Raw genomic sequence first — 23,334 nt, 5'->3', positions numbered from 1 at the left:
TACGCGGGAACTTACCGGCGAGTTCACTCGTTCGCCCTTGGCGGACGTGTCCCGAAGTCACTGCCCGTCGACGGAACGGGTCGGTAACGTGGGGGCACGGCCGGCCGGAAGGAGGCGCGCGATGACCGTGCTGCTACGCGAGGCGATCGGTGATCGGCTCCGCCATGCCCGCACCACCCAACGCCGCACGCTGCGCGAGGTCTCCAGGACCGCCCGCGTCAGCTTGGGGTACCTCTCCGAAGTGGAGCGTGGCCGCAAGGAGGCGTCCAGCGAGCTGTTGGCCGCGATCTGTGAGGCGTTGGACCTGCCCCTGTCGGAACTGCTGCACCTGGTCGCCTCGGACATCGGCGCGGTCCAGCAGCCGGTGCCGACGCCGGCCGAGCTCACCGCCGAACGGGCCGCGCCCGCGTCGGCGAGCCTGGACGGCGGCACCATGGTTCCGGCGGTGATCGGCAACGACCTGTCCGACCTGCGGTTGCAGCCCGTGCTCACGCACCGGCTGTCCACTTCGATCAGCAAGCCGCGCAACGCGGTGGTGGCGGCGTAACCCGAGCGCACCCGTGCGAAGCCGAGCCGGTCCTACCGGCTCGGCTTTCGGCTTTGCCCCTTTCCGGGCGTCTCGTGTTGCGCCGCGAAGCGTGCAACGACTTGGCAACCCCCCACGGGGTCGGCGCGTCCCCCCGACGTCGGGCGGGCAGGATGACCATGCCGACTGACCACACCGACGAAAGTCAGGGGGTGACTCAGGGTGAACCCGGATATCTCCCCAGGTCGGTGGAAGCAGCGCGGGACAACTGACACGATGGAACCAACACCGGCACCGGGTCGTTGCCAATCACGAGCGCGAGCCAGGGAAGTGCGGAGAAGGCAGGCGTAGGAGATGGCCAACCCTTTCGTGAAGGCATGGAAGTACTTCATGGCGGCGTTCTCGTCCAAGATCGACGAGCACGCCGACCCGAAGGTGCAGATCCAGCAGGCCATCGAGGAGGCACAGCGGCAGCACCAGGCCCTGTCGCAGCAGGCCGCCGCGGTGATCGGCAACCAGCGCCAGCTCGAGATGAAGCTCAACCGCCAGCTCGGTGAGGTGGAAAAGCTCCAGGCCTCCGCACGCCAGGCCCTCGTCCTCGCCGACGAGGCCCGCGCCAAGGGCGACGAGCCGCGCGCGACGCAGTTCGAGCAGGCCGCGCAGGGCTTCGCGACCCAGCTGGTGACCGCCGAGCAGAGCATCGAGGACCTGAAGACGCTGCACGACCAGGCGCTGCAGGCCGCGACCCAGGCGAAGCAGGCCGTCGAGCGCAACGCGATGGTGCTGCAGGGCAAGCTCGCCGAGCGGACCAAGCTGCTCAGCCAGCTGGAGCAGGCGAAGATGCAGGAGCAGGTCTCCAACTCGCTGCGCCAGATGACCGAGCTGGCCGCGCCGGGCAACACGCCGTCGCTGGAGGAGGTCCGCGACAAGATCGAGAAGCGGTACACCACCGCGCTCGGTTCGGCGGAGCTGGCGCAGAACTCGGTGCAGGGTCGGATGCTGGAGGTCCAGCAGTCGACCACCGAGATGGCGGGCGTCTCCCGGTTGGAGCAGATCCGCGCCTCGATGGGGGGCGGCAAGGTCGCGGGCGAGGTGACCAGCGGTCAGCCTGCCAGTGCGAGCGCGAGCATCCAGCAGGAGATCCAGCAGCGGGTGCAGCAGACGCAGGCCCAGCCGACCCAGCAGGTGCAGCAGAACCCGCCCGCGAGCCAGGGCTGAGGGAGTGGTGTCCGCGATGGATCCCCGGCGGAAGGTGGCCGGCGAGCTTGTCCAGGCCATCGGCGGCCAGCTCCAGGGGCAACTCGCGGACCAGGTGAAACGGCGGTACGCCGCCTGGAACGACCCGCGTGCGAAGCTCGATCGGCGTTACCGCCGGTCGAGCCGCGTGCTCACCTTCTGGCTGATCGTGCTGGCCCTGCTCGCGGTGGTCGGCACGCTCACGCTGGTCGGCGCGCTGCCCGTGGCCGCCGGGGTCGGCGCGGCCCTCGGGTTCGCCGGCACGTCGGTGCTGGCCGTGCGCACGAACATGAGGATGCGGGGCATCAACGCCGAGCGGCAGCAGTTGGCGGCCGTGCCGGTGCGCGCGCCGCTGCCCTCGCGCTCCTCGTCCGCACGTCAGCCGATGGAACGGCTGGAGGACGCCGAGGACACGTTGCGCGAGCTGCTGCGCCAGCTCGACTCGGCCGCGTTGACCTCCGTGCCCACCGACTCGGTCGAGCAGGCCCGCGTCACCGGCGTCGAGGCCGCGTCCGCGCTCCGGGCCGTCTCCCACCAGCTGCAGGCCGTCGAACGGGCGCGTGACACCGCGCCGCCGTTGGACCGCGCGCCGCTGGTCGAGGGTGTGCGAAGACTGCGCGCCCAGCTGGACGAGGGTGTGGACGGCTACTGCGGCCTGGTCGCCGCGGCCGGTCGGGTGCTCGCCGAGAGCACCGCCTCCAACCCCCGGCAGGTGCTGGGTGACGCGACGGACCACCTGGCGGGCCTGGCGTCCGCGTTGCGCGAGCTGTCGCGCTGAACGGCCACGCGGTCGTCCACCGGGACCTGTCGTCGGGGCGTCCACTGCGGACAACCGCACGTTCGCCCGCACGGCCATCTGCACCAACGCCGATTACGTCACGTTGGGTAGCGGAGTTGGGCTGACCTGACAACCGTAGTGGCGTACGCTGCTGCAATCGTGTGATTATCAGACCGTTATATAGCCGCAGCCACTACTTGGCGTGGCAGGATCCCTTGGTCGGACAGCGTGGTCCGTCCTGGTCGCCGGGGAGGTCATTGAGTGGCGTTGTGGACCGTGCGCGGTGATGGCCGCCCCATCGACGGTGACGCCATCGCGCCGCAAGAGCGGCTGAGCTGGCCCCGCACCATCGGCTTCGGCGCCCAACACCTGGTCGCGATGGCCGGCGCCACGATCCTCGTTCCCGCCACCACCGGTCTCCCGGTCAGCACCACGCTGCTGTTCTCCGGCGTCGGCACCCTCCTGTTCCTGGTGATCACCCGCAACATGGTGCCCAGCTACCTCGGCGCGTCGTTCGCGTTCATCGCGCCGCTGTCCGCCGCCCGTGACGAGGGCATCGCCGCGCAACTCGGCGGCGTGCTCGCGGCCGGCCTGCTGGTGATCATCATCGGGGTCGCGGTGAAGGCGCTGGGCGTGCGGCTGCTGGAGGCCGTGATGCCGCCGGTGGTGACCGGTGCGGTGGTCGTGCTGATCGGGCTCAACCTGTCGCACCGGGCCACCGACTCGTTCGCCCAGCAGCCGCTGCCCGCCGTGGTGACGATGGGCATCATCCTGCTGTGCGGCGTGCTCGGCCGCGGCACGTTCTTCCGCTTCTCCGTGCTGATCGGCGTGGTCGCCGGGTGGGTGCTCGGCTTCTCCCTCGGCCTGGTCGACACGGGTGCGCTCGGTCGGGCCGCCTGGTTCGGCCTGCCCGAGTTCCACGCGCCGGAACTGCGGCCGTCGGTCACCCTGCTGGTGCTGCCGGTGGTGATCGTGCTGGTCGCGGAGAACGTCGGCCACGTGAAGGCGATCGCCGCGCTGACCGGCCGCAACCTCGACGGCAACGTCGGCGACTCGATCATCGCCAACGGCGTGTCCACCGCGTTGGCGGGCTTCGGCGGCGGGTCGGGCACCGCGACGTACTCCGAGAACATCGGCGTGATGGGCGTGACCAAGGTCTTCTCCACCGCCGCGTACGCGGTGACCGGGGTGGCCGCGGTGCTGATGTCGTTCTCACCGAAGGTGACGGCGGCGCTGGCGACCATCCCGGCGGGTGTGGTCGGCGGCGCGACCCTGGTGCTGTTCGGCCTGATCAGCCTGGTCGGCGTGCGGGTGTGGATGGAGAACGGGGTCGACCTGACCAACCCCGGCAACGCGCTGGTCGGCGGCGCCGCCCTCGTCGCCGGGGTGGGCGATCTGACCCTGGAGCTGGGCGACATGGAGCTCGGCGGCCTGGTGTGGGGTTCGCTGCTCGTGGTGATCCTGCACCCGGTGCTGCGCTGGCTCAGGGCCGCCCGCAAGGTCGACCGCCGGGAAGACCTGACCGGCAAGCCCTAGCCGATGTGCGCCTCTTCGTAGGCGAAGTGCGTCTCCAACTCCTCCGCCAGCCGGTCGAGTTCGGGGCGCAGCCGGTCCGGGTCGTCGGCCAGCCCGGCGATCTCGGTGATCACCCCGGCCACCACGTGGTGCTCCTCGCGGAGCCGTGCGAACACCGGGGCCAACGCGGGGTCGTGGTCCTCGAACGCGGTGAACGCGCCCTCTTCGCGCAGGTGGTGCATCCGCATGTTGTCGCAGAACGCCAGGCAGTGGTCGCGCAGGTCACGGCGGGTGGTCGGGTCCTCGCGCAACCGGCGCAGCTCGGCCCGCAGGGCGTCGTGGTGGCGGCGCAGCTGCACGCCGATCGCCTTGACCCGGTCCGCGTCGAGCCGGAGCACGTTCAGCGCGACGACGGGGATGACCCTGGTCGTGGCCTCGGCGTAGGCGCGGAACGCCGGGGCGAGCCGCGACTGGACCTCGTAGAAGTGGTCGCGCTCGGCACCTTCGAGCGGCACGGCCTGGGCGGCGTGCTTCCGGATCGCGCCGTTCTCCCGGATCTCGATCGTGACCTGCGGGTCGGCCAGCAGGTTGTGGTACCAGTCCGGGTGCTTGGGCCCGCCCGCGTTGGAGCCGAAGACCAGCAGCCGGTCGCCGTCGCGCAGGTACACCGCCGGGTTGGTGTGCGGCTTGCCCGTCCGGGCGCCGGCGGTGGTCATGAGCAGCAGGTCCGCGCCCTCGAAGGGGCCTCCGACCAGGCCGCCGTTGGCCCGGAACTCCTGGATGACCATCTCGTTCACGTGTGGTTCCCCCATTAGTCTGACCCGTCAAAGCAGTTTTGCTTTGAACACAAAGTCTCTTTGATGTCAAAGGTAGAGAGGCGGGTCCCGGGTGTCAACCACCGATGACGCCATCCGCGCGTTGCTGCTGCTCATGCCGCGCATGGTCGGCCGGGCCAAGCGGATCAAGGTGCCCGAGGAGCTGGAGTCCCTGGCGTTGGCGCCGCGGCACCTGTCGCTGCTGGCCTACCTGCTGTTCGACGGCCCGGCGACGGTGAACGACCTGGCCGCGAGGCTGGAGGTGGCGCCGACGACGGTCAGCCTGATGGTGGGGGAGCTGAGCCGGAAAGGCGTGCTGGAACGCCGTGAGGACGACGAGGACCGCCGCAAGCGGATCGTGAGCATCACCGACGCCAAGCGGCCCTCGATCGACGCGTGGCTGGCCAGGGGCGCGCGGGCGTGGCGGACGGCGTTGGAGCCGTTGACGCCCGACCAGCGGCGGATGTTCGTGGAGACGTTGAAGGCGTACGAGGACGCGCTGGAAGACTGACGCGTTGGAAGACTGACGCCCGCCTGGACGGCCCGCCTAGACGAGTGACTTGTTGATGCGCCGGACCAGGCCGGGGCCCTCGAAGATGAACCCGGTGTAGATCTGGATCAGGCTCGCGCCCGCGTCCAGCATCCGCTTGGCGTCGTCCGGGCCGGCGATCCCGCCGACGCCGATGATCGGCAGCCGGCCGTCGGTCTCCCGGCTGACGAACCGCACCACCTCGCGGGCGCGTTCGGTCAGCGGCCTGCCGCTCAGCCCGCCCGCCTCGTGCGCGAGCCGCTGGTCGGCCGGGGCCAGACCGTCGCGGGACAGCGTGGTGTTGGTCGCGATCAGGCCGCTGACCTCGTGCGCGGCGCACACCTCCAGCAGTTCGGCGATCGCCTCGTCGGTCAGGTCGGGCGCGATCTTGACCAGGATCGGCTTGCGCGGCTTCGACCCGGCCAGGTCGTGCGCGGTGGCGTTGAGCGCGGACAGCAGCTCGGTCAACGCGCCGCGGTCCTGCAGGCTGCGCAGGCCGGGCGTGTTGGGCGAGCTGATGTTGATCGCGAAGTAGTCGCCGTGCCGGTAGAGCGCCCGCAGGGACGTCCGGTAGTCCTCCACCGCGTCCTCGACCGGCGTGATCTTGGACTTGCCCAGGCTGATGCCCAGCGGCACGGCCAACGGGCCCAGGCGGTCCAGCCGGTTGGCCAGCTCCAGCGCGCCGTCGTTGTTGAAGCCCATCCGGTTGATGATCGCCTCGCTGTCGCGCAGCCGGAACAGGCGCGGCTTCGGGTTGCCCGGCTGCGGGTGCCGGGTGACCGTGCCGACCTCGACGAACCCGAACCCCAGCGCGCCCCACGCGGGCAGCGCCCGACCGTTCTTGTCCAGTCCGGCGGCGAGGCCGACCGGGTTGGGGAACCGCACGCCGAAGACGGTGCGTTCCAGCGCGGGCTTGCGCTTCACGAGCCTGGCCGCCGGGCTCAGCTTCTCCAGGACGGCGAGGGTGGTCTCGTGGACCCGCTCCGCGTCTCCGCCGTGCATCCGGAACAACGCCTTGCGCACCACGCTCTTGTAGACCACGGCGGTAACCCTAAGCGATCGGCCCTGGCTGGCAGCGCGGGCACCAGTACGCGGGGCGCTCCAGCACGCCCGCGCCCTGCCCGCCGACCCGCACCCTGGTCCCGCAGCGCAGGCACGGTTTACCGCCCCGTTCGAACACCCAGTGCTGCCGTCCGCGGCCCATCAGCCCGGTGGTGCTCTGCTCCGGGTGCCAGGCGTTGGCGAGCAGGAGCTTGCGCGCCAGCCGCACCGCCTCCGCCGGGTCGACGGCCGACACCGGGCTCCACGGCGAGACGCCCAGCAGGAAGCACACCTCGGCCTTGTAGAGGTTCCCCACGCCAGCCACGACCCGCTGGTCGAGCAGCGCCAGGCCCAGTTCGCGGTCCGGGTCCGCCGCGAGCCTGGCGACCGCCTCGGCCGCCCGTTCGTCGTCCCAGTCGCCCAGCAGGTCCGGCCCCAGGTGCCCGACGAGCCGCGACTCCTCGTCGGTCGGCAGCAGTTCGAGGTCGTGCAGCGCGAACCCCACCGCGACCCGGTCCGGCACCTCCAACAACGCCCGCACCTGGTGATTCGGCCGCCGCCAGCGCTCGCCCGGCCGGTAGAGGTGCCACGCGCCGTCCATCCGGAAGTGGCTGTGCAGGCTCAGGCCACCGGAGAACCGGGTGAACAGGTGCTTGCCGACCGAACGCACCTCCAGCACGTCCCGCCCGCTCAGGTCGGCGTTGGCCCACTCGGGGTGGCGGAGCTCACCGCGCAGCAGCCGGCGCCCGGCCAGCGCCTCGTTCAGGCGGTGTCCGGCCAGGAAGACCGTGTCACCCTCGGGCACCGCTGTCGAAAGCCACCTTCAGACCGAACGCGACCAGCACGGACGCGGTCAGCCGCTCGGTCCACCGCCGCACCCTCGGCCTGGTCAGCACCACCGCCGCCCGCCCGGCCAGCCACACCACGACGATCTGCCACACCTGGCCGATGCCCACGTGGATGCCGATCAGCAGCGCGCCCCACCCGGCCGACGTCTGGTCGGCGGGCAGGAACTGGGGGAGCAGGCTCAGGTAGAACACGCCGATCTTGGGGTTGAGCAGGTTCGTGGTGAACCCGATCCGCAACGCCTGACCCGGCGTGATCGACGGCGCGTCGGACGGCTTGTCCAGGGTCCCGCGCCACGACTTCCACAGCGCCGACCCGCCCAGCCAGAGCAGGTACGCCGCGCCCGCGTACCGCACGACGTCGTAGGCGACCTGCGACGCCACCAGCAGCGCGGTCAACCCGGCGATGCTCGCCGCGCCCCACACCAGGCAGCCCAGCGTGGTGCCGAACCCGCCGACCAGCCCGGCCCCGCGCCCGCCGCCGAGCACCATGCGCAACAGCATCATGGTGTCCAGACCGGGCGTGATGGTCAGCAGGAGCGCCGCGACGGTGAACGCGACCAGGGCGGTCGTGCTCACGCGCACACCTCGCCGGCGCTCGGCGTGGCAAGAGCACGAAGCACTGTGTCGAAACCGGATGATCCGGTGTTGAACGATTCGGCTGCGAGCTTGCTCACGCGTCCACCGCTTCCTCGATCTCCTGGTCGTCGAAGTCGTGGTGCACGGCACGGCGTCGACTGCGGCTGATCCGCAGTATCCGCGCCAACAGCAGGTTGAACGCCAGCGCCACCTCACGCGCGCCCGGCGTGCCCCACTCGTGGATCGGCATGCACGCGCCCTGCGCCTGCTGCACCGCCAGCCGGTCCGGCAACGCCACCGGCATCACCAGCGGCCCGAAGATGTCGCGCAGCTCGTCGATGCGGAACTGGTGCTCGTGCGACCTCGGCCGCACCCGGTTCACCACCACGCCCAGCGGCTGCAACTCCTCGTTGTGCTCGCGCTCGGCCTGCACCGCCTCGAACGCCCGCTGCACGCCCGCCACCGCGAACATCGTGGGCTCGGTCACCAGCAGCGCCCGGTCCGCCGCGACCAGCGCCGACCGGGTCAGCTGACCCAGCGACGGCGGGCAGTCCAGCAGCACCAGCTGGTAGGGCTCCTCGTCGTCCCGGAGCAGCCGCAACGCCTCGCGCAGCCGGCCGAGCCTGGTCTCGCCGGGATCGGGGTGGTTCAGCGACTCGGCGTCCTCGGACCCCGCCAGCACGTCCACCCCGTCGCCCCACGCGCTGGGCGCGATCGCCTTGCGCAGCGTGTCCTCGCTCGGGTCCTGCAGGACGTCGTAGATGCTGGCCTCGGTGTCGTCGGGTTCGAGCGTCGAGGTGGCGTTGCACTGTGGATCCAGGTCGATGACCAGCGTCCGGACACCACGCCGCAGCGCGGCCGACGCCAGACCGAGCGCGACCGTCGTCTTACCCACTCCACCCTTGAGGCTGAGGACCGCGACCGTATGCACGTAGTGCAGCCTACGGTCTCTAGGCTCTACGTCTATGCGACCGGACGCCGTACACAGGGTGCTCGACGCCGAGCTGGCCGCCGCGCGGGACCGCCGGGGCGGTGAACCGCCGCGGGTGCTCGACGTCGGCGGGGGCAGCGGCGTGTGGGCCGTGCCACTCGCGGTGGCCGGGTGCACGGTGACGGTGGTCGACCCCAGCCCGGACGCGCTGGCCACGCTGCACCGCCGTGCGGCCGACGAGGGCGTGCTGGACCGCATCACGGCCGTCCAGGGCGACACCGACGCGTTGGACCGGGACGGCTCGGCCGACCTGGTGCTCGGGCACGGGCTGCTGGAGGTCGTGGACGACGCCGGTGCCGCGTTGGCCGCGCTCGCCGCCGCGGCGGCTCCGGGCGGCGCGGTGTCCCTGCTGGTGGCGAACCGGTACGCGGCCGTGCTGCACCGGGCGATCGCCGGACGCCTGGTCGACGCCCGGCGGCTGCTGGACGACGAGGCGGGCCAGCTCGTCGGCACCCGCGACCCGCTGCTGCGCCGCTTCGACGTGGCCGGGCTGGAGGCGTTGGTGCTGGCCGCGGGCCTGAAGGTGGAGCTGGTCCAGGGCCACGGCGTGGTGTCGGACCTGGTGCCGGGCGCGGTGCTGGAGGCCAATCCGGGCGCGGCCGAGGCGCTGGCCGAGCTGGAACTGGCCGCGTCGACCCGCCCGCCGCTGCGCGACGTGGCCGCCCGGTTGCACTTGTTGGGGCGCAAGCCGGCCTGAGAGTGCGGTAGAACGGAGGTTCCGCCGCCTACCGCAGAGGACCTCGCCATGGGAGACCCGCACTTAGCCGGAGCCGGGTGATGGCCGACCCGGCGCCGGACGAGCTGGACGACCGCGTGCGCGCGGCCGTCGCCGGTGACCGCGGGGCCGTCGCGTCGGTGCTGACCGCCGTCCGCCCGCTGGTGGTGCGCTACTGCCGTGCCCGCGTGGGCAGGCAGGAGCGGTCGTTCACATCGGCGGACGACGTGGCGCAGGAGGTGTGCCTGGCCGTGCTGACCGCGTTGCCCACGTACCGGGACCACGGTCGGCCGTTCCTGGCGTTCGTGTACGGGATCGCGGCGCACAAGGTCGCCGACGCGCACCGTGCCGCGTTGCGCAACCGCGCGGAGCCCGTGCCCGAGGTGCCGGACGGCCCGGACGAGCAGGTGGGGCCGGAGCAGCACGCGTTGCGGGTCGAGCTCTCGCACAAGGTCGCCGAACTGCTGCGGGTCCTGCCGGAGAAGCAGCGGGAGATCCTGGTGCTGCGGGTCGTGGTCGGGCTGTCGGCCGAGCAGACCGCCGACGCCGTCGACTCCTCGCCCGGCGCGGTCCGGGTCGCCCAGCACCGGGCGCTGACCCGGCTCAGACGGGAGATCGAGCGAGCTTTGGTAACACACCGCGTCCAATAGTGGTAGCTCGATCCGCTGATCGGGTCTCAAACACGTCCATTCGGACGAACTTCGTATGAGTTGCGTCATCCCACCGTGGGACCGGCGTCGCGTTCGCATGTGCCCCCAAGGGTCGTCCAGTGCGCGGACGCCGAGGAGCTCGCTATGGCAGCAGTGGCAGTCGGGTTCGGAGTTGTGCCGGGATTTCGCGGTCAGGCGGGGAGGGCGGTGATGTCCGTGCGGTTCGAGGACGTCCCGTCCTCCCCACCCGCGCGTGCGGAAGGAGGGCCGGAGGCGCTCGTCGAGGCGGCGGTCCAGGGTGACAAGCAGGCGGTCGAGGCGCTGCTGGCGCAGATCCGGCCGGTGATCGTGCGGTACTGCCGGGCCAGGATCGGTCGCGGGCAGCGGTCGTCGGCATCGGCGGAGGACGTGGCCCAGGAGGTCTGCCTCGCGGTGCTGAAGGCGTTGCCGAACTACCGGGAGCAGGGTCGGCCGTTCCTGGCGTTCGTGTACGGGATCGCGGCGCACAAGGTCGCCGACGCGCACCGCGCGGCGGCCCGCAACCGGGCCGAGTCCGTGCCGGAGCTGCCGGACGGCGCGGGCAAGGAGCCGGGACCCGAACAGCAGGCGCTCCACGGCGAGCTGTCCGAGCGGATGGGTCGGCTGCTGAGCGTCCTGCCGGACCGGCAGCGGGAGATCCTGGTGCTCCGGGTCGTCCTCGGCATGTCCGCCGAGGAGACCGCCGAGGCGGTCGGCTCGACGCCCGGCGCCGTCCGGGTGGCCCAGCACCGGGCGTTAGCACGACTGCGCAAGACGTTGGACGAAGCCCAGAACGGCGTTTGACGCACCCAGCGGCACTGGGTACTCAGTGCCGCCAGCGGGTCAGCGCGGCGATCTCCTCCGGTGAGCAGTCGGCGAACCGGGCGATCTCGCCGCGCCGCACATCCACGATGGTCTCGGCGAACTCCGCGCCGAACGCCTCGGTCAGCACCTCGTCCGCCTCGAACGCCGCCACGGCCTCCTCCAGGGACGTCGGCAGGCGCCGGGCCTCGGGCAGGGCGACCGGGTCCACCCCCACCGGCTCGGGCAACCGCGCCTGCTCCACGATCCCGGCCAGGCCCGCCGCCATCGTCGCGGCCACCACCAGGTACGGGTTCGCCGACAGGTCGTAGCACCGGATCTCCAGGTCACGGCCCGCGATCAGGCGCAACGCCGTCTCCCGGTTCTCCAGGCCCCACGCGGCGAACGCGCCCGCCCAGTGCTGTGGCACCAGCCGCAGGTAGCCGGCCACCGACGGGCTGCCGATCGCGCACAACGCCGGCAGCCGCCGCAGCACACCCGCCGCGAACGCCTCGGCTTCGTCGGTCAGCCCGAACCAGCCCTCGCCGCCGTCGAACGCGTTCCGGCCGTCGCGCCACAGGCTGATGTGCAGGTGACCGCCGTTGCCGACACCGTCGGCGATGATCTTGGGCGAGAACGACGCGCGCATGCCGTGCCGCATCGAGATCGCCCGGATCGTCTCCCGGACGAGCACCGACGTGTCCGCCGCGTGCACCGGGTCCTCCGGGGTCGTGGACAGCTCGAACTGGCCCGGCGCGTACTCGGGGTGGAACTGGAGCACCTCGACGTCCTGCTCGGCCAACGCCGCCAGCAGGTCCGCGGCGTAGTCGGACAGCTCGACCTGCCGGGCGTGGCCGTACGCGGGACCGCTGGTGGCGGGCCGGAACAGGTCCGTGCCGCCGTGGCCGACGACCCACTCCACCTCGAAGCCCGCCTGGACCTCGTAGCCGTGCACGGTGAGGCGGTCGGCCACCGCCCGCGCCAGGCCGCGCTCGTCCTGCGGGTGCGGCGCGCCGTGCTGGTCGAAGCGGTCGGCCGGGGCCCACGCCCAGCCCGGCTGGCCCGCCAGCACGGTGAGCCGGTCCAGGTCCGGCCGCAGCCGCAGGTCGCCGACCGGGCCGCCGGCGTGCCGCCCGGTGATGATCGTGTCGTCCAGCAGGAACACGTCGAACACCGGTGACACGCCCACGCCGTCCGCCGCCGCTCGGGGCAGACCCGCGAGCGGCACGGATTTCACCCTCGTGATGCCGCTGTGGTCGACCCAGGTGAGGGCGACCGCCACCACGTCCTGCTCCAGCAGGTCGTCCACCATGTCGGCGGCCAGTGCACGTCGGTGCTCCTGCTCGGCTGTGTCCATCGTGCGTGGTTACACCAGGTCTCTACTCTTCAACAAGTGGACCCTGTGCTGCCGTGCGTGGCGTCGTCGCCCCTGGTGGACCACCACTGCCACGGGGTGCTGCGGGACGACGTGGACCGGGACGGGTTCGAGTCGATGCTGACCGAGGCGTCGTCGGTGTCGCCGTTGGGGACGTCGCTGTTCGACTCGTCGTTGGGGCTGGCGGTTCGGCGCTGGTGTGCGCCTTTGCTGGACCTGCCCGTGCTCGTGTCGGCCGACGAGTACCTGGTGCGGCGGCGGTCGTTGGGTGCGGCGGAGGTGAACCGGGTGTTCCTCGCGGCGTCGGGGATCTCGACGTTCCTGGTGGACGGCGGGTTGTCGCCGGAACGGTTGGTCGGACCGTCGGCATTCACCGGTTCGAGTGAACTTCCCGTGCTGCGGCTGGAGTGGTTGGCGGAGCAGGTCGTGGCGGAGGGTGCCGGTGGCTTCCCGGCACGGGTGCGTGCGGCCCTGGACTCGTCGTCCGCGGTGGCGGCGAAGTCGATCGCGGCCTATCGAGTGGGCTTGGCGCTGGACCCCGAGCGGCCCTCGGACGCCTCGGTGGTGGCGGCGGTCGACCGGTGGCTGTCGTCCGGGTCGGACCGGTGCGCGGACGAGGTGGTGTCGCGGTTCCTGGTGTGGGAGGCGTTGGAACGCGGGCTGCCGGTGCAGTTCCACGTCGGGTACGGGGACGCGGACCTGTCGCTGCGCGACTGCGACCCGTTGCTCCTGACGGACCTGCTGCGGGCGACCGCTCCGCTGGGCGTGCCGGTGATGTTGCTGCACAACTACCCGTTCCACCGGCACGCCGGGTACCTGGCGCAGGTGTTCCCGCACGTGTTCGTCGACCTGGGGTTGGCCACGCACGGGGTGGCGCACCAGGCGAGCCGGGTGCTGGCGGAGGCGCTGGAGATCGTGCCGTTCGGCAAGTTCCTGTTCTCCAGCGACGCCTACGGGCTGGGCGAGCTGTACTACCTGGGCGCGTTCTTCTTCCGCCGCGCGCTGTCCGATTTCCTGACCGACGGCCTGCGGTCGCGCGCGTTCGGCATGGCGGACGCCGAGCGCGTCTCCGACCTGATCGGGTGGCAGAACGCGCACCGGGCCTACCGGCTGGACTAGAGTGTCGAACAGGTGTTCGGCGTTGGTCGTGCGTGGATGGGTCGGTCTCGACGGGGGGTGGGCGTGGGCCGTAGTGCCAACCTGCCGCGCGGTCTGGTCGATCGCTTCCTCGCGCGCGGCGACGTCTGGCCGGACGACACCGGCTGTTCGATGCTGCACGTCGACATGGACGCCTTCTACGCGTCGGTCGAGATCCGCGACCGGCCGGAGCTGGCGCGCAAACCGGTGATCGTGGGCGGCACGGCGAACCGGGGCGTGGTCGCGTCGGCCAACTACCTGGCCCGCGAGTTCGGCGTGCGTTCCGCCATGCCGACCGCGCACGCCCGCAGGCTCGCGCCGCACGCGGTGTTCGTCTCGCCGAACTTCGCCCGGTACCAGGAGGTCTCGCGCGGGGTGATGTCGATCTTCCGCGACATCACGCCGTTGGTGGAGCCGTTGAGCCTGGACGAGGCGTTCCTCGACGTGAGCGGGGCGTTGAAGCGGATGCGGTCGAGCCCGGCGCAGATCGCGCAGGTGATCAGGGCGCAGGTCGAACAGGCGCACGGCATCACGTGCTCGGTGGGTGCGGCGCCGACGAAGTTCCTGGCCAAGCTCGCGTCGGGGATGTGCAAACCGGACGGTCTCATGGTCGTGCCGCGCGACGAGGTGCTGTCGTTCCTGCACCCGTTGCCGGTGTCGGCGCTGTGGGGCGTGGGGCAGCGGACGGCCGAGCAGCTGGACCGGGTGGGGCTGGAGACGGTGGCCGATGTCGCCGCGACCTCGTTGCCGCGCCTGCGGAAGGTGATCGGGGTGGCGTTGGCCGAGCACCTGCACGCGTTGGCGCAGGGGCACGACGACCGGCCGGTGGTGCCGTCCACGCGGGAGAAGTCGATCGGCGCGGAGGAGACGTTCGAGGTCGACCACTTCGACCGGGAGTTGCTGCGCCGGGAGTTGTTGCGGCTGGCGGAGCGTTCGACGGCGGCGTTGCGCTCGCGGGGGCTGCGGGGGCGGACGGTGTCGATCAAGGTGCGGTTCTCCGACTTCACCACGATCACCCGGTCGAAGACGCTGCGGGTGGCGACCGACGTGACGCAGGAGGTCTACCGGACGGCGTCGACCCTGCTGGACGAGCAGGTGCCGCCGGGGGCGGTGCGGCTGATCGGGGTGCGGATCGAGCAGCTGGTGGAGGGCGACGACGGCGAGCAGCTGATGTTCGACGCGCCGGAGCGGGGGTGGCGCGAGGCGGAACAGGCGGCCGACCAGGCGCGGTCGAGGTTCGGCAAGGCGGCGATCCGGCCGGCCTCGCTGCTGACCCAGGGGCCCACCCGGTCCGGTCAGGACGAGCCGAAACCGGACCGCGGGCCCTGACCGGGGTGTCAGCGTTCGGGGTTCCGACGCGCGGACCGCGCCGTTCGGGTGGTCGGCGGCCTGATCCACGCCGTGCGGGTCGATCACCAGGCACATTGGAACCGTGGATCGGTTCTGGGGTCTGCTCACCTCCTCCGAGCACGAGGTGCTCGGAGCGACGGGTGTGGAGCGCGACTACCCGCAGGGCTCGGTGATCTGCCACGAGGGCGAGGTCACCCGGCACGTGCTGGTCGTCCGCCGAGGCCTGCTGCGGGTGACCGCCACCACGGCCAACGGGAGCGAGAAGGTGCTCGCCGTGCGCGGGGCGGGTGACATCGTCGGTGAGCGTTCGGCGGTCGACGGCAAGCCGCGTTCGGCGACCGTGCGGGCCCTCAACCCGGTCCGGGCGCTGGTGCTGTCCGCCGATTCGTTCGCCGCGCTGTGCCAGCGGTACCCGCGCATCTCGTGGGCCGTGCTGATCGTGGTCGTCTCCCGGCAGCGCGACACCGATCGTCAGCGCGTGCAGATCAGCGGCACGGCCACCCAACGCGTCGCCGCCGTCCTCATCGACATGGCGTTGGAACGCGGGATCGCCGACCAGGGTGCGATCGCGTTGAGCCAGGAGGACCTCGCCGGTATCGCGGGGACGTCCCGTGAATCCCTCGTGCGGGTGCTGCGCGCGCTGCGCGAGGAGGGCATCATCAGCACCGGTCGGCGGAAGATCGACATCCACCGGGTGAGCCGCCTCTACGACTTCACCAACTGATTTCCCCCTGTGCGTCATCTGACGCAGAACCTTGGCGTGAAACCTCATAGAAATGAGGCATCAGTCGAGCTCAGAGGGGGAGTCATGAACCACAACGAAGAGCCGGCCAAGTCCCGCCGCCGGTTCACCGAACGCCTCGCCTGCACCCTCGTCTTCACCGCCGTCCAGCTCTGGGCGGCAGTCGTGATCATCTTCAAGTCCGATGTCGACGGTGTCGTCGCGCTCGCCGTCGCGTTCGTGCTCGCGGGTGGCCTGATCGCGATGTACGACGCCTGGCGCGAGGTCCGCTCCGTCCGCCGCGAGCTGGACGTCGAGATCCACGAGGACTTGGTGCGCCTCTAGACCACACGGCGGCTGACGAGGGGCGGCCGCCGTTCTCCGAGGCCTTCCGCAGACGGTCGGGTCTGCGGAAGGCCTCTCTTGTGTCCCGTATTCCCCGAGTTGTCCACAGCCCTCCGAGTTGTCCACAGTTCGTGATCTCGAGGTCGACCAGCCTCGGCGGACCGCCCATCGTGGACGCATGCGCACCTCGAACCGCACCACCATCGACCTGGACGCCCTGGGCGGCCTCTTCCCCCACCGCGTCGCCACCGCGACGGACCTGCTCAGCCTCGGCCTGCCGGGCGAGGAGCTGGCGGTCCGCTGCCGCCCGCACGGCCCGTGGCAGCACGTCCTGCCGGGGATCCTGCTCCTGGCCCGAACACCGCCGAGTCGTACGCAGCTGGTCATGGCGGCCCTCCGCTACGGCGGCCCGGAAACCCTGCTCACCGGCCTGGACGCCCTCCAGCTGCACGGCATGCGGGCGTTGCCCGCCACCGGTCCGGTGCAGATCCTCGTCAACCGGGCGCTGGAGCCGACCCCCAAGGTCCGGATCACCCGCACCCGCCAGTTACCGGAACCGGTCCTCCGCAAGGGCTTCCTCACAGCCCCACTGGCCAGGGCTGCCGTCGACGCGGCCAGAGCCCTCCACCTCCGCGACGACATCCGAGCCGTCCTGACCGAGGTGGTCCGCCACGGCGGCGTCCCGGTGGCCGACCTCAGACCGGGCCTGTCACGTGGTTCGGAGCCGGCCAGGCAGGTCCTGGCGGAACTGGCCGACGGCGTCCGGTCGGTCCCGCAGGCCTGGGCCAGGGCGGTGCTGGACGACCTGCGCCTGCCGGCCCCGAGTTGGGGTGTCCGCCTGCAGACCGCCGAGGGCCGCTCACTGGGGACGGCGGACGCCTGGTGGGACGAGCTGGCCCTCGCCTGGCAGTTCAACACCCCAAGATCCCGGACCGACCCCTTGGCCGCCGCGGGCGCGGTAGTCCTGCACACCCCGCCCACCCGCCTGCGCCAATCCCCGACCGCCGTAGCCCAAGACCTACTGCGAGCCGCCACCCGAGCCACCGACCGCCCAAGGCCGACCATCAAAACCGGCCGCCACCGCACCAGCACCAGAAAGAACTGATTAGGAGTCTGCCCGATGGCCGACTCCCAGAACTGATTAGGAGCCATCCCCCGATGTGACGAGCGTGCGTGACTGGTGACTGTGCGTTGCGGCCGAGGGGTGGCGGTGGCCGGCGGGTCGGGGGGCCTTGCCGGACATCGGCGGGTGTTGCTCAGGGTGCGGTGGCTGGGCCGGCAGGGTGCGGACACTCGGAGTCCGCTTCGTGCTTCCGAACTTGGTGCCCGCGGTGCCTGGGCGGGATGGGGGTGTGGAGCTGGGCCGGCGGGGTTCGACCTGTGTGATCTCCGTCTCCCCGGGCTGTTGCGTGCGTCGGCCGGCTTGGGGCCCAACGGGTGGGGTCGAGGGCTCGAACGTGGGTGGGAGCGGGGTGATTCGGGCGTTGCGCGGCAAATCGGACAGCCGTCCGGTGGTCTTGAGCCGTTCGTCGGCCTCGCAACGGAGTGAACAACCGTGTCCGCGGAGCCCTTGACAGTTGACCTAGGGGCCACTTGCGCGACCTCACGGTGGTCTGACCGTTGACCCGTGAGGATGATGGTGACAGAACGAACCGCTTAGGGGCACGGACTGGGTAGTCGGGGAGCCTCCCGAATCGTATCCTGGTTGTGACGCCCCCAGGGCGGGGCGTCCGCCGGGACCGGCGGCAACCGTGATTACCCGGCGCCCGCGACCGCTGTGCCGGAGGAGGAGCCATGCCACTCTCCGAGCACGAGCAGCGACTGCTCGACCAGATCGAGCGCGCGCTCTACGCCGAGGACCCGAAGTTCGCATCCACTGTGCGCGGTGCCAAGCTGCGCAAGCCGTCCCGACGGCGTCGCATCCAGGGCATCGCGTTGTTCGCCGTGGGTGTGGCACTGCTGGTGACGGGTGTGATGTTGCCGAAGCTCGCTGGTATCCCGGTGGTGAGCGTGGTCGGCTTCCTGTTGATGTTCTTCGGCGTACTGCTCACCGTGACGACGCTGCGTCGCGGTGAGCAGGGTGCCGAGGAGCCCAGCGAAGAGGGAAGCCGGCCCAGCCGCAGCTCGTTCTCACAGAAGATGGAAGAACGTTTCCGTCGCCGTTTCGAGGACGAGTAGTCCGCGCGACAGCCCAACTGAACAACGCACACGACCCGCCCCGGGTACCGACGGGGCGGGTCGTGCGTTTGCCTGAGGTGATCCCTGTCCGGCCGACCGGACCGCGCCGGGTGCCTTGGGGCCGGGTGCCTTGGGGTAGAGCCAGAAGCCGACTGGATCGCCCGCGAGGCGTGGGCGGCGTGGGGATGGCTGAGCGTATTTGAGGGGTCGCCCCTGAGGCCCGCCGACCGAAGCCGGGTTCCTCAGGGGCGACTCTCCTCACTCCTCTGGGTTTTACGCCTCCGGGCTTACTACTCGTCCGGGTCGGACTCCGCCGGCGACTTCGGCTGGAGCACCGACCGGGGCAGCACCTTCGCCTTCAGCGCCAACGGCGCGTTGCGGTTCAGGCTCTGGCGCACGTTGTCCACCGCACCCGGCAGGGACGGGTCCGCCGCCGACTGCGTGCTGTACCAGGACCGCTCCACCGCACCGACGACGGCACGCAGCCCGTCACGCCCCTGTTCGTCCAGGTTGTGCGCCCGCACCAACCGCCGCGCGGCCACCCGCACGGTCTCCGTGGACGGCACCCGCGTGCCCCGGTCCACGGACTCCGCGACCAGCTCCTGCCAAGCCGCACCGGCCGCGTCCGGCCCCAACCCGGCCACCGCGAGCAGCCGCTCCCGCCGTCGCCAAGCCCGCACGGCCGCCGGCGCCGCCGCCGCCGCCAGCACCACCAGCACCACCGCCAACGGCCACGACAGCAGTGCCACCACCAGCGCCAACACGACCGCCCAAGCCACCACGGCCGCCGCCGACGCCGCCGACCGCAGCCACACCGGCCGATCCAGCCGCGCGCCGCCGAACAGCACCAGCAACGTCGACAGCAGCGCGATCAGGACCGCCAGCCCGAGCGTCACCAGGTGCCACGTCGGCGTCGGCTCCTCGGTCGTGGTCGTGCCGTCCTGGCTCTGGGCGTCCGGCAGGGCCGACGCGGAGTTGCTCGTGCCCGGCGCCGCCGTCGTGGTCGTGGTCGTCGTCGCACCCGCGCTGGAGCCGTCCTCCTCGTCGTCGGCGTCCAGACCGGAGATGTACGGCGGCGTCACGCCGCGCCCGTCGGACAGCGGCGTCGGGTCGAAGGTCGTCCAGCCGTAGCCGGGGAAGTAGATCTCCACCCACGCGTGCGCGTCCTGCGTGGTGATCGTCTGGAAGTCGCCGGTGGCGTACCCGGCGGTGAAGCCGAGCGCCACCCGCGCGGGCATGCCGAGGGACCGGGCCATGATCGCCATGGCCGACGCGTACTGCTCGCAGTACCCGCGCTTGCCGTTGAACACGAAGTCTTCCAACGCGTCCACCGAGGTGTCCCCGCCGGTCGTCGTCGTGTACTCGAAGCCCTGCGTGCCGTCGGTGAAGTACCGGTACAGCGCGGTCGCCCGGTCGAACTGGTTGGTCTGGCCGGCCACGATCCGCTGCGCCAGGTCGGCCACCCGGCCCTGGACGCCGGGCGCCTCCAGGTACGCGTCGTCGACGTCGACCTGGCCGGTCGCCTTCCGCAGCGTGTCCGACGACGGCGTGTCCAGCACCGTCTCCAGCGTGTACTCCCCGGACTTGCGGGCACGGACGCTGTAGATCATCCCGCGCACGGGGTCGTAGCGCCAGTTGTCCTCGACGTCCTGGACACCGCGCGGCCGGCCGTAGACGGGCAGCCAGTTGTCCACCCAGTTCATCGGCTCGATCCGGACGTTGGTGACCTCGCCGCCGCCGGGGTCGCCGGGCTGCTCGGGCAGCGCGCCGTTCGCGGGCACGCCCTCGGGCATGTTCCCGCCCAGCTGCCAGCCCTTGTCCGGCACGTACTGGCGCAGCGTCATCGCCCGCAGGTACGCCGATCCCGGCAGGTCCCGCACCCGGAACAGCTCCTGCGGCGCGCCCTGGTTGAGCATGCCGCGCAGCTCGGTCATCGGGTCGATGCCCAGCCCGCCCGCACCGCCGCCGATCTCCTGACCGGTGCCCGGCAGCCGGCCGACCGTGCCGACGAACGCCAGGCTCCCGCCCGCGACCAGCGCGATCACCACGGCCAGCCCCGCCACCGCGGTCGCCGCCGGTCCCGATCCGCTCTGCCCGCGGCTGGGCAACTTGCCGCGCCAAGCCTCGTGCCGGTGTTGTCCGTCGACGGCCAGCAGCAGCGCGAACGCCGCCGCGCCGAACACGAACGTCCACAGCGGCAGCATCTCGTCGGCCAGCGACGCGGGCACCGCGAACACGCACAGCAGCACCAGCCCGGACGCGGCGGGCGCCGCCATGCCGACCGCCAGGGTGTCCACCAGGATCGCGACCAGCCCGATCGCCACCATCACCAGGCAGCGCATGGCCGGGCTGTCCGGCACCGGCGGCACACCGGTCTGCACCTCGGCCATCGAGTCGCCCAGCACCGACAGCAGGTCCTGCAACGACTGCGGCCCCGGCAGCACGATCAGCACACCGCTGCGGGTGAAGATCGTCACGAGCAGGCACAGCAGCACCGCCAACTGCCCGAGGCCGACCAGCGGTGCGGCCAGCCGGAGGGCGCGCAGCAGCACACCCGTGCCGCCGATCACCGCGATCGCCACGGCCAGGTACACCAGCCACAGCACGCCGTCGATCACGCTGGACAGCGCGGTCGCGGCGCACAGCGTCGCCAGACCGGCGACCGCCGGTGTCGCGCTCACCACCCAGTTGCCGTTCTGCGGAGCGGCCGTTCTGCCGGTCACCTAGCCCACCTCCGTGCGCACCACCGGGCCGCGGTTGCCCGCGCTGTGGCACAGCTCCTGCCAGACCTGCCCCATCGGCGTCGACGGCCGCGCCACGACCACGCCCCACCCCGCGCCGCTCAGCAACCGCTGGGCGTCGGCGGGATCAGGGGCCGGGTCCTCCGACGCGGACGCCCACGCCCGAACGTCCATCACGACGGCAAGGCTGCGCATCCCGCGCGGCCGGTTCCGCACCAGCGAATCGATCACGGCGGGCGTGCTGCCGCCGAGGATCGCGATGACCTCCTGGCCCGCACCGGGGTCCAGACCCACAGCCGGCTCACGGCGGTGCGACGGCGGCAACGCGGCCAGCGCGTCCAACACCACCGTGTCGCTGTACCCGCTGTTGCCCGGTCCGCCCGCGAGCACCTTGCCGTCGTCGCCGACCAGGCGGACCTGGTGGCCGTACCGGTGCAGGTGCAGGCAGACCGACGCGGCCAGCGACACGGCCCACTCCAGGCTCGCGCCGGGACCGCTGCCCCGGTGCGCGACCAGCCGGTGGTCCAGCAGCACGGTCGTCCCGCCGCGCCACGGCCGTTCCTCGACGCGCACCATCAGCTCGTCCCGCCGCGCGGTCGAGCGCCAGTGCACTTTCCGCAGGTCGTCGCCGTGCCGGTAGGGGCGCACCACCGCGTCGTCCTCGCCCTGCCCGGCGCGCAGCCGGATCGAGCCGTCGTCGCCGGAGCCCATGCCCGAACCGCTCGGCAGACCGGTCAGCGGCACCACCCGCGGCACCACGACCAGTCGGCTGCGGCCCGCCATCTCGCGGTCGAACTCGGCCAGGCCGAACGGGTCGGTGATCCGCGCCATCAGCGGACCGACCTGCTGGATGCCGCGCATCACCGGCTTGAGCGGGTACCTCAGCACGGTCACCGTGTTGCGCGGCAGCCGTTCCACCACGAACCGCGGGCGCGCGCCCAGCGCGTACGGCACCGCGTCCTCCAGCAGCAGCCCGCCGGTCGGCAGACGGCCGGCGCTGCGCAGCTCCACGCGCACGTCCGTGGCCGAACCCACCTGGACCCGGCTCGGGTGCAGCAGCCTGTTGGCGTGCAGGCCGACCCTGGCCCGCTGCGCCAGCCACGCCGCCAGCAGCGGCAGGGCGACCACGAACGCCGCCACCCGCAGGAGGTCGCGCTCGTTCAGCACGACCGCGCACAAACCGGCCGCGAACCCCGCGGCCAGCAGGCACCGGCCCCGGGTGGTCAGCCCGGACAGGGCTCCGCGCATGTCAGCGGTGGTTGTTCTGGTTGATGTTGTGCAGGAACTGCCCGGTCGGGTCCAGCGCCGCCTGCGGCACCGGCACCCGCTGGAGCAGGTTCCGCACCAGGTCGGCGGACGACCGGCGAGCCGCCTGCGCCTCCGCGGTCAGCACCAGGCGGTGCGCCAGCACCGGCACGGCCACCGCGTGGATGTCGTCGGGCACCACGAAGTCGCGACCCGCCAACGCGGCCTGCGCCCGTGCCGACCGCACCAGCTGCAACGTCGAGCGCGGCGACGCGCCCAGCCGCAGCTCCGGCAGCCGCCGGGTGGCGCCGACGAGTTCCACCGCGTACCGGCGGATCTCCGGCGACAGGTGCACCCGCCGCACCACCTGCACCAGCCTCAGCACCTGCTCCGCGTCGGACACCGGGCGCAGGTCGGCCATCGGGTCGTGGCCCGCGTGCTCGTCCACCATCGCCAGCTCGGCCGCCGGGTCCGGGTACCCGATGGAGACCCGCGCGGTGAACCGGTCGCGCTGGGCCTCGGGCAGGGCGTAGGTGCCCTCCATCTCGATCGGGTTCTGCGTGGCGATCACCATGAACGGCGCGCCGAGCGGGTAGGTCGTCCCGTCGACGGTGACCTGGTGCTCTTCCATGCACTCCAGCAGGGCCGACTGGGTCTTCGGCGAGGCGCGGTTGATCTCGTCGCCCACCACGATGTTCGCGAACACCGGGCCGGGGCGGAACTCGAAGTCGTTGTCCTGCCGGTTGTAGATCGACACGCCGGTGATGTCGCTGGGCAGCAGGTCGGGCGTGAACTGGATGCGGCTGACCGTGCAGTCGATCGACCGGGCCAGCGCCTTGGCCAGCGACGTCTTGCCGACGCCCGGCACGTCCTCGACCAGCAGGTGGCCCTCGGCCAGCAGGGTGACCAGCGCGACCCGGACCACGTCCGGCTTGCCGACGATGACCTTCTCGACGTTGGCGGCGATCCGCCCGACCACGGCGTGCAGTTCGGCGAGCGCGTCCTCGGGCCGGCCCGGCACGGTGCTGTTGTTGACAGCGTTCACGTGCGGGGTGCTGTTCGCGTGGTTGACCCCAGGCGCGCCACTGCCTCCGTAGGAGTGTTCTGGCAGCGCGGCTGGCTGGGTACTCGGAGTCACTCGACCTCCTGGAGCAGGGCGCGGCCCTCCCGCGACCGGTTCGCGGTGGCGGTGAGCGTTTCACG

23 protein-coding genes are annotated in these 23,334 nt (G+C 71.8%); 14 read left to right on the top strand and 9 right to left on the bottom strand.

Annotated elements, in window-relative coordinates; all coding sequences use genetic code 11:
- Window positions 1-121 precede the first annotated feature (121 nt).
- The 4 genes from FM051_RS12360 to FM051_RS12345 all read left to right on the top strand — a co-directional run bounded on the left by FM051_RS12360 (window position 122) and on the right by FM051_RS12345 (window position 4,076).
- A complete protein-coding gene (locus FM051_RS12360; RefSeq protein WP_158843064.1) occupies window positions 122-547 on the top strand; it encodes a helix-turn-helix domain-containing protein in 426 nt (141 codons plus the stop codon).
- Window positions 548-880: 333 nt separating this feature from the next.
- A complete protein-coding gene (locus FM051_RS12355; protein ID WP_158843063.1) occupies window positions 881-1,744 on the top strand; it encodes a PspA/IM30 family protein in 864 nt (287 codons plus the stop codon).
- A gap of 16 nt (window positions 1,745-1,760) precedes the next feature.
- Window positions 1,761-2,540 (top strand): phage shock envelope stress response protein PspM, encoded by a 780-nt coding sequence (pspM, locus tag FM051_RS12350; protein ID WP_158843062.1) that lies wholly within the window; start codon window positions 1,761-1,763, stop codon window positions 2,538-2,540.
- Window positions 2,541-2,801: 261 nt separating this feature from the next.
- Window positions 2,802-4,076, top strand: a complete 1,275-nt coding sequence (locus FM051_RS12345; protein ID WP_158843061.1) for a uracil-xanthine permease family protein — start codon at window positions 2,802-2,804, stop codon at window positions 4,074-4,076.
- Here FM051_RS12345 and FM051_RS12340 read toward each other — a convergent pair.
- Window positions 4,073-4,843 carry a nitroreductase/quinone reductase family protein gene (locus tag FM051_RS12340; RefSeq protein ID WP_238412384.1) on the bottom strand — a complete coding sequence of 257 codons (771 nt, stop codon included), beginning with the start codon at window positions 4,841-4,843 and terminating at the stop codon, window positions 4,073-4,075. The two genes, FM051_RS12345 and FM051_RS12340, sit on opposite strands and share 4 nt — an antisense overlap.
- A gap of 142 nt (window positions 4,844-4,985) precedes the next feature.
- Between FM051_RS12340 and FM051_RS12335 the strand changes: the two genes are divergently transcribed.
- Window positions 4,986-5,381 (top strand): MarR family winged helix-turn-helix transcriptional regulator, encoded by a 396-nt coding sequence (locus FM051_RS12335; RefSeq protein ID WP_158843467.1) that lies wholly within the window; start codon window positions 4,986-4,988, stop codon window positions 5,379-5,381.
- A 36-nt stretch (window positions 5,382-5,417) separates the two neighbouring features.
- Here FM051_RS12335 and FM051_RS12330 read toward each other — a convergent pair whose 3' ends face one another.
- The 4 genes from FM051_RS12330 to FM051_RS12315 form a co-directional block, all read right to left on the bottom strand.
- Window positions 5,418-6,440 (bottom strand): quinone-dependent dihydroorotate dehydrogenase, encoded by a 1,023-nt coding sequence (locus tag FM051_RS12330; RefSeq protein ID WP_158843059.1) that lies wholly within the window; start codon window positions 6,438-6,440, stop codon window positions 5,418-5,420.
- 10 nt (window positions 6,441-6,450) lie between these two features.
- On the bottom strand, window positions 6,451-7,245 hold the full coding sequence (locus FM051_RS12325) for a DNA-formamidopyrimidine glycosylase family protein (RefSeq protein WP_158843058.1): 795 nt from the start codon (window positions 7,243-7,245) through the stop codon (window positions 6,451-6,453).
- Entirely contained in the window at window positions 7,232-7,864 is a 633-nt protein-coding gene (locus tag FM051_RS12320; protein ID WP_158843057.1) for a LysE family translocator, read from the bottom strand. Before FM051_RS12320 ends, FM051_RS12325 begins: the two co-directional genes overlap by 14 nt.
- A gap of 94 nt (window positions 7,865-7,958) precedes the next feature.
- Window positions 7,959-8,795, bottom strand: a complete 837-nt coding sequence (locus tag FM051_RS12315) for a ParA family protein (protein WP_158843056.1) — start codon at window positions 8,793-8,795, stop codon at window positions 7,959-7,961.
- Between the two features lie 34 nt (window positions 8,796-8,829).
- On the opposite strand from FM051_RS12315, the gene FM051_RS12310 reads away from it, so the two are divergent.
- The 3 genes from FM051_RS12310 (at window position 8,830) to FM051_RS12300 (ending at window position 11,042) form a co-directional block, all read left to right on the top strand.
- Window positions 8,830-9,552: a class I SAM-dependent methyltransferase gene (locus tag FM051_RS12310; RefSeq protein WP_158843055.1), complete on the top strand. Its 723-nt coding sequence runs from the start codon at window positions 8,830-8,832 to the stop codon at window positions 9,550-9,552.
- A gap of 80 nt (window positions 9,553-9,632) precedes the next feature.
- A complete protein-coding gene (locus tag FM051_RS12305; protein ID WP_158843054.1) occupies window positions 9,633-10,220 on the top strand; it encodes a sigma-70 family RNA polymerase sigma factor in 588 nt (195 codons plus the stop codon).
- 210 nt (window positions 10,221-10,430) lie between these two features.
- A complete protein-coding gene (locus FM051_RS12300; protein ID WP_158843053.1) occupies window positions 10,431-11,042 on the top strand; it encodes a sigma-70 family RNA polymerase sigma factor in 612 nt (203 codons plus the stop codon).
- A gap of 22 nt (window positions 11,043-11,064) precedes the next feature.
- Here FM051_RS12300 and FM051_RS12295 read toward each other — a convergent pair whose 3' ends face one another.
- Window positions 11,065-12,396: a glutamine synthetase family protein gene (locus FM051_RS12295; protein ID WP_158843052.1), complete on the bottom strand. Its 1,332-nt coding sequence runs from the start codon at window positions 12,394-12,396 to the stop codon at window positions 11,065-11,067.
- Window positions 12,397-12,432: 36 nt separating this feature from the next.
- On the opposite strand from FM051_RS12295, the gene FM051_RS12290 reads away from it, so the two are divergent.
- From FM051_RS12290 to FM051_RS12265, 6 genes are all read left to right on the top strand, one after another.
- Window positions 12,433-13,533, top strand: a complete 1,101-nt coding sequence (locus tag FM051_RS12290; RefSeq protein WP_158843051.1) for an amidohydrolase family protein — start codon at window positions 12,433-12,435, stop codon at window positions 13,531-13,533.
- 63 nt (window positions 13,534-13,596) lie between these two features.
- Complete coding sequence (locus FM051_RS12285) at window positions 13,597-14,880, top strand: DNA polymerase IV (protein WP_238412345.1); 1,284 nt, start codon at window positions 13,597-13,599, stop codon at window positions 14,878-14,880.
- A gap of 103 nt (window positions 14,881-14,983) precedes the next feature.
- Entirely contained in the window at window positions 14,984-15,625 is a 642-nt protein-coding gene (locus FM051_RS12280) for a Crp/Fnr family transcriptional regulator (RefSeq protein WP_158843049.1), read from the top strand.
- 84 nt (window positions 15,626-15,709) lie between these two features.
- A complete protein-coding gene (locus FM051_RS12275) occupies window positions 15,710-15,967 on the top strand; it encodes a hypothetical protein (protein WP_158843048.1) in 258 nt (85 codons plus the stop codon).
- Window positions 15,968-16,145: 178 nt separating this feature from the next.
- The gene (locus tag FM051_RS12270; protein WP_158843047.1) at window positions 16,146-17,072 is read left to right on the top strand and encodes a hypothetical protein; all 927 of its coding nucleotides are present in this window, start codon (window positions 16,146-16,148) and stop codon (window positions 17,070-17,072) included.
- A gap of 689 nt (window positions 17,073-17,761) precedes the next feature.
- Window positions 17,762-18,145 carry a DUF3040 domain-containing protein gene (locus FM051_RS12265; RefSeq protein WP_158843046.1) on the top strand — a complete coding sequence of 128 codons (384 nt, stop codon included), beginning with the start codon at window positions 17,762-17,764 and terminating at the stop codon, window positions 18,143-18,145.
- A gap of 290 nt (window positions 18,146-18,435) precedes the next feature.
- On the opposite strand, the gene FM051_RS12260 is transcribed toward FM051_RS12265, so the two are convergent.
- The 3 genes from FM051_RS12260 to FM051_RS12250 are packed head-to-tail and all read right to left on the bottom strand — an operon-like array spanning window position 18,436 to window position 23,176.
- Window positions 18,436-20,868: a transglutaminase TgpA family protein gene (locus FM051_RS12260; protein ID WP_158843045.1), complete on the bottom strand. Its 2,433-nt coding sequence runs from the start codon at window positions 20,866-20,868 to the stop codon at window positions 18,436-18,438.
- The gene (locus FM051_RS12255) at window positions 20,869-22,134 is read right to left on the bottom strand and encodes a DUF58 domain-containing protein (protein WP_158843044.1); all 1,266 of its coding nucleotides are present in this window, start codon (window positions 22,132-22,134) and stop codon (window positions 20,869-20,871) included. It lies immediately after the preceding gene.
- 1 nt (window position 22,135) lies between these two features.
- A complete protein-coding gene (locus FM051_RS12250; RefSeq protein WP_420803589.1) occupies window positions 22,136-23,176 on the bottom strand; it encodes an AAA family ATPase in 1,041 nt (346 codons plus the stop codon).
- Window positions 23,177-23,334 lie beyond the last annotated feature (158 nt).

Source organism: Saccharothrix deserti, from assembly GCF_009769385.1.
Taxonomy (GTDB): domain Bacteria; phylum Actinomycetota; class Actinomycetes; order Mycobacteriales; family Pseudonocardiaceae; genus Actinosynnema; species Actinosynnema deserti.
Note: the sequence above shows the minus strand (reverse complement) of the source record. Positions and strands in the feature narration are given on the sequence as shown.

Bases quoted from the DNA above. Each gene is read 5' to 3' on its own strand.
- FM051_RS12360 (WP_158843064.1), top strand. From the start codon at position 122: ATGACCGTGCTGCTACGCGAGGCGATCGGTGATCGGCTCCGCCATGCC.
- FM051_RS12355 (WP_158843063.1), top strand. From the start codon at position 881: ATGGCCAACCCTTTCGTGAAGGCATGGAAGTACTTCATGGCGGCGTTC.
- pspM (WP_158843062.1), top strand. From the start codon at position 1,761: ATGGATCCCCGGCGGAAGGTGGCCGGCGAGCTTGTCCAGGCCATCGGC.
- FM051_RS12340 (WP_238412384.1), bottom strand. From the start codon at position 4,843: ATGGTCATCCAGGAGTTCCGGGCCAACGGCGGCCTGGTCGGAGGCCCC.
- FM051_RS12335 (WP_158843467.1), top strand. From the start codon at position 4,986: ATGCCGCGCATGGTCGGCCGGGCCAAGCGGATCAAGGTGCCCGAGGAG.
- FM051_RS12310 (WP_158843055.1), top strand. From the start codon at position 8,830: ATGCGACCGGACGCCGTACACAGGGTGCTCGACGCCGAGCTGGCCGCC.
- FM051_RS12305 (WP_158843054.1), top strand. From the start codon at position 9,633: ATGGCCGACCCGGCGCCGGACGAGCTGGACGACCGCGTGCGCGCGGCC.
- FM051_RS12300 (WP_158843053.1), top strand. From the start codon at position 10,431: ATGTCCGTGCGGTTCGAGGACGTCCCGTCCTCCCCACCCGCGCGTGCG.
- FM051_RS12295 (WP_158843052.1), bottom strand. From the start codon at position 12,396: ATGGACACAGCCGAGCAGGAGCACCGACGTGCACTGGCCGCCGACATG.
- FM051_RS12275 (WP_158843048.1), top strand. From the start codon at position 15,710: ATGAACCACAACGAAGAGCCGGCCAAGTCCCGCCGCCGGTTCACCGAA.
- FM051_RS12270 (WP_158843047.1), top strand. From the start codon at position 16,146: ATGCGCACCTCGAACCGCACCACCATCGACCTGGACGCCCTGGGCGGC.
- FM051_RS12265 (WP_158843046.1), top strand. From the start codon at position 17,762: ATGCCACTCTCCGAGCACGAGCAGCGACTGCTCGACCAGATCGAGCGC.
- FM051_RS12255 (WP_158843044.1), bottom strand. From the start codon at position 22,134: ATGCGCGGAGCCCTGTCCGGGCTGACCACCCGGGGCCGGTGCCTGCTG.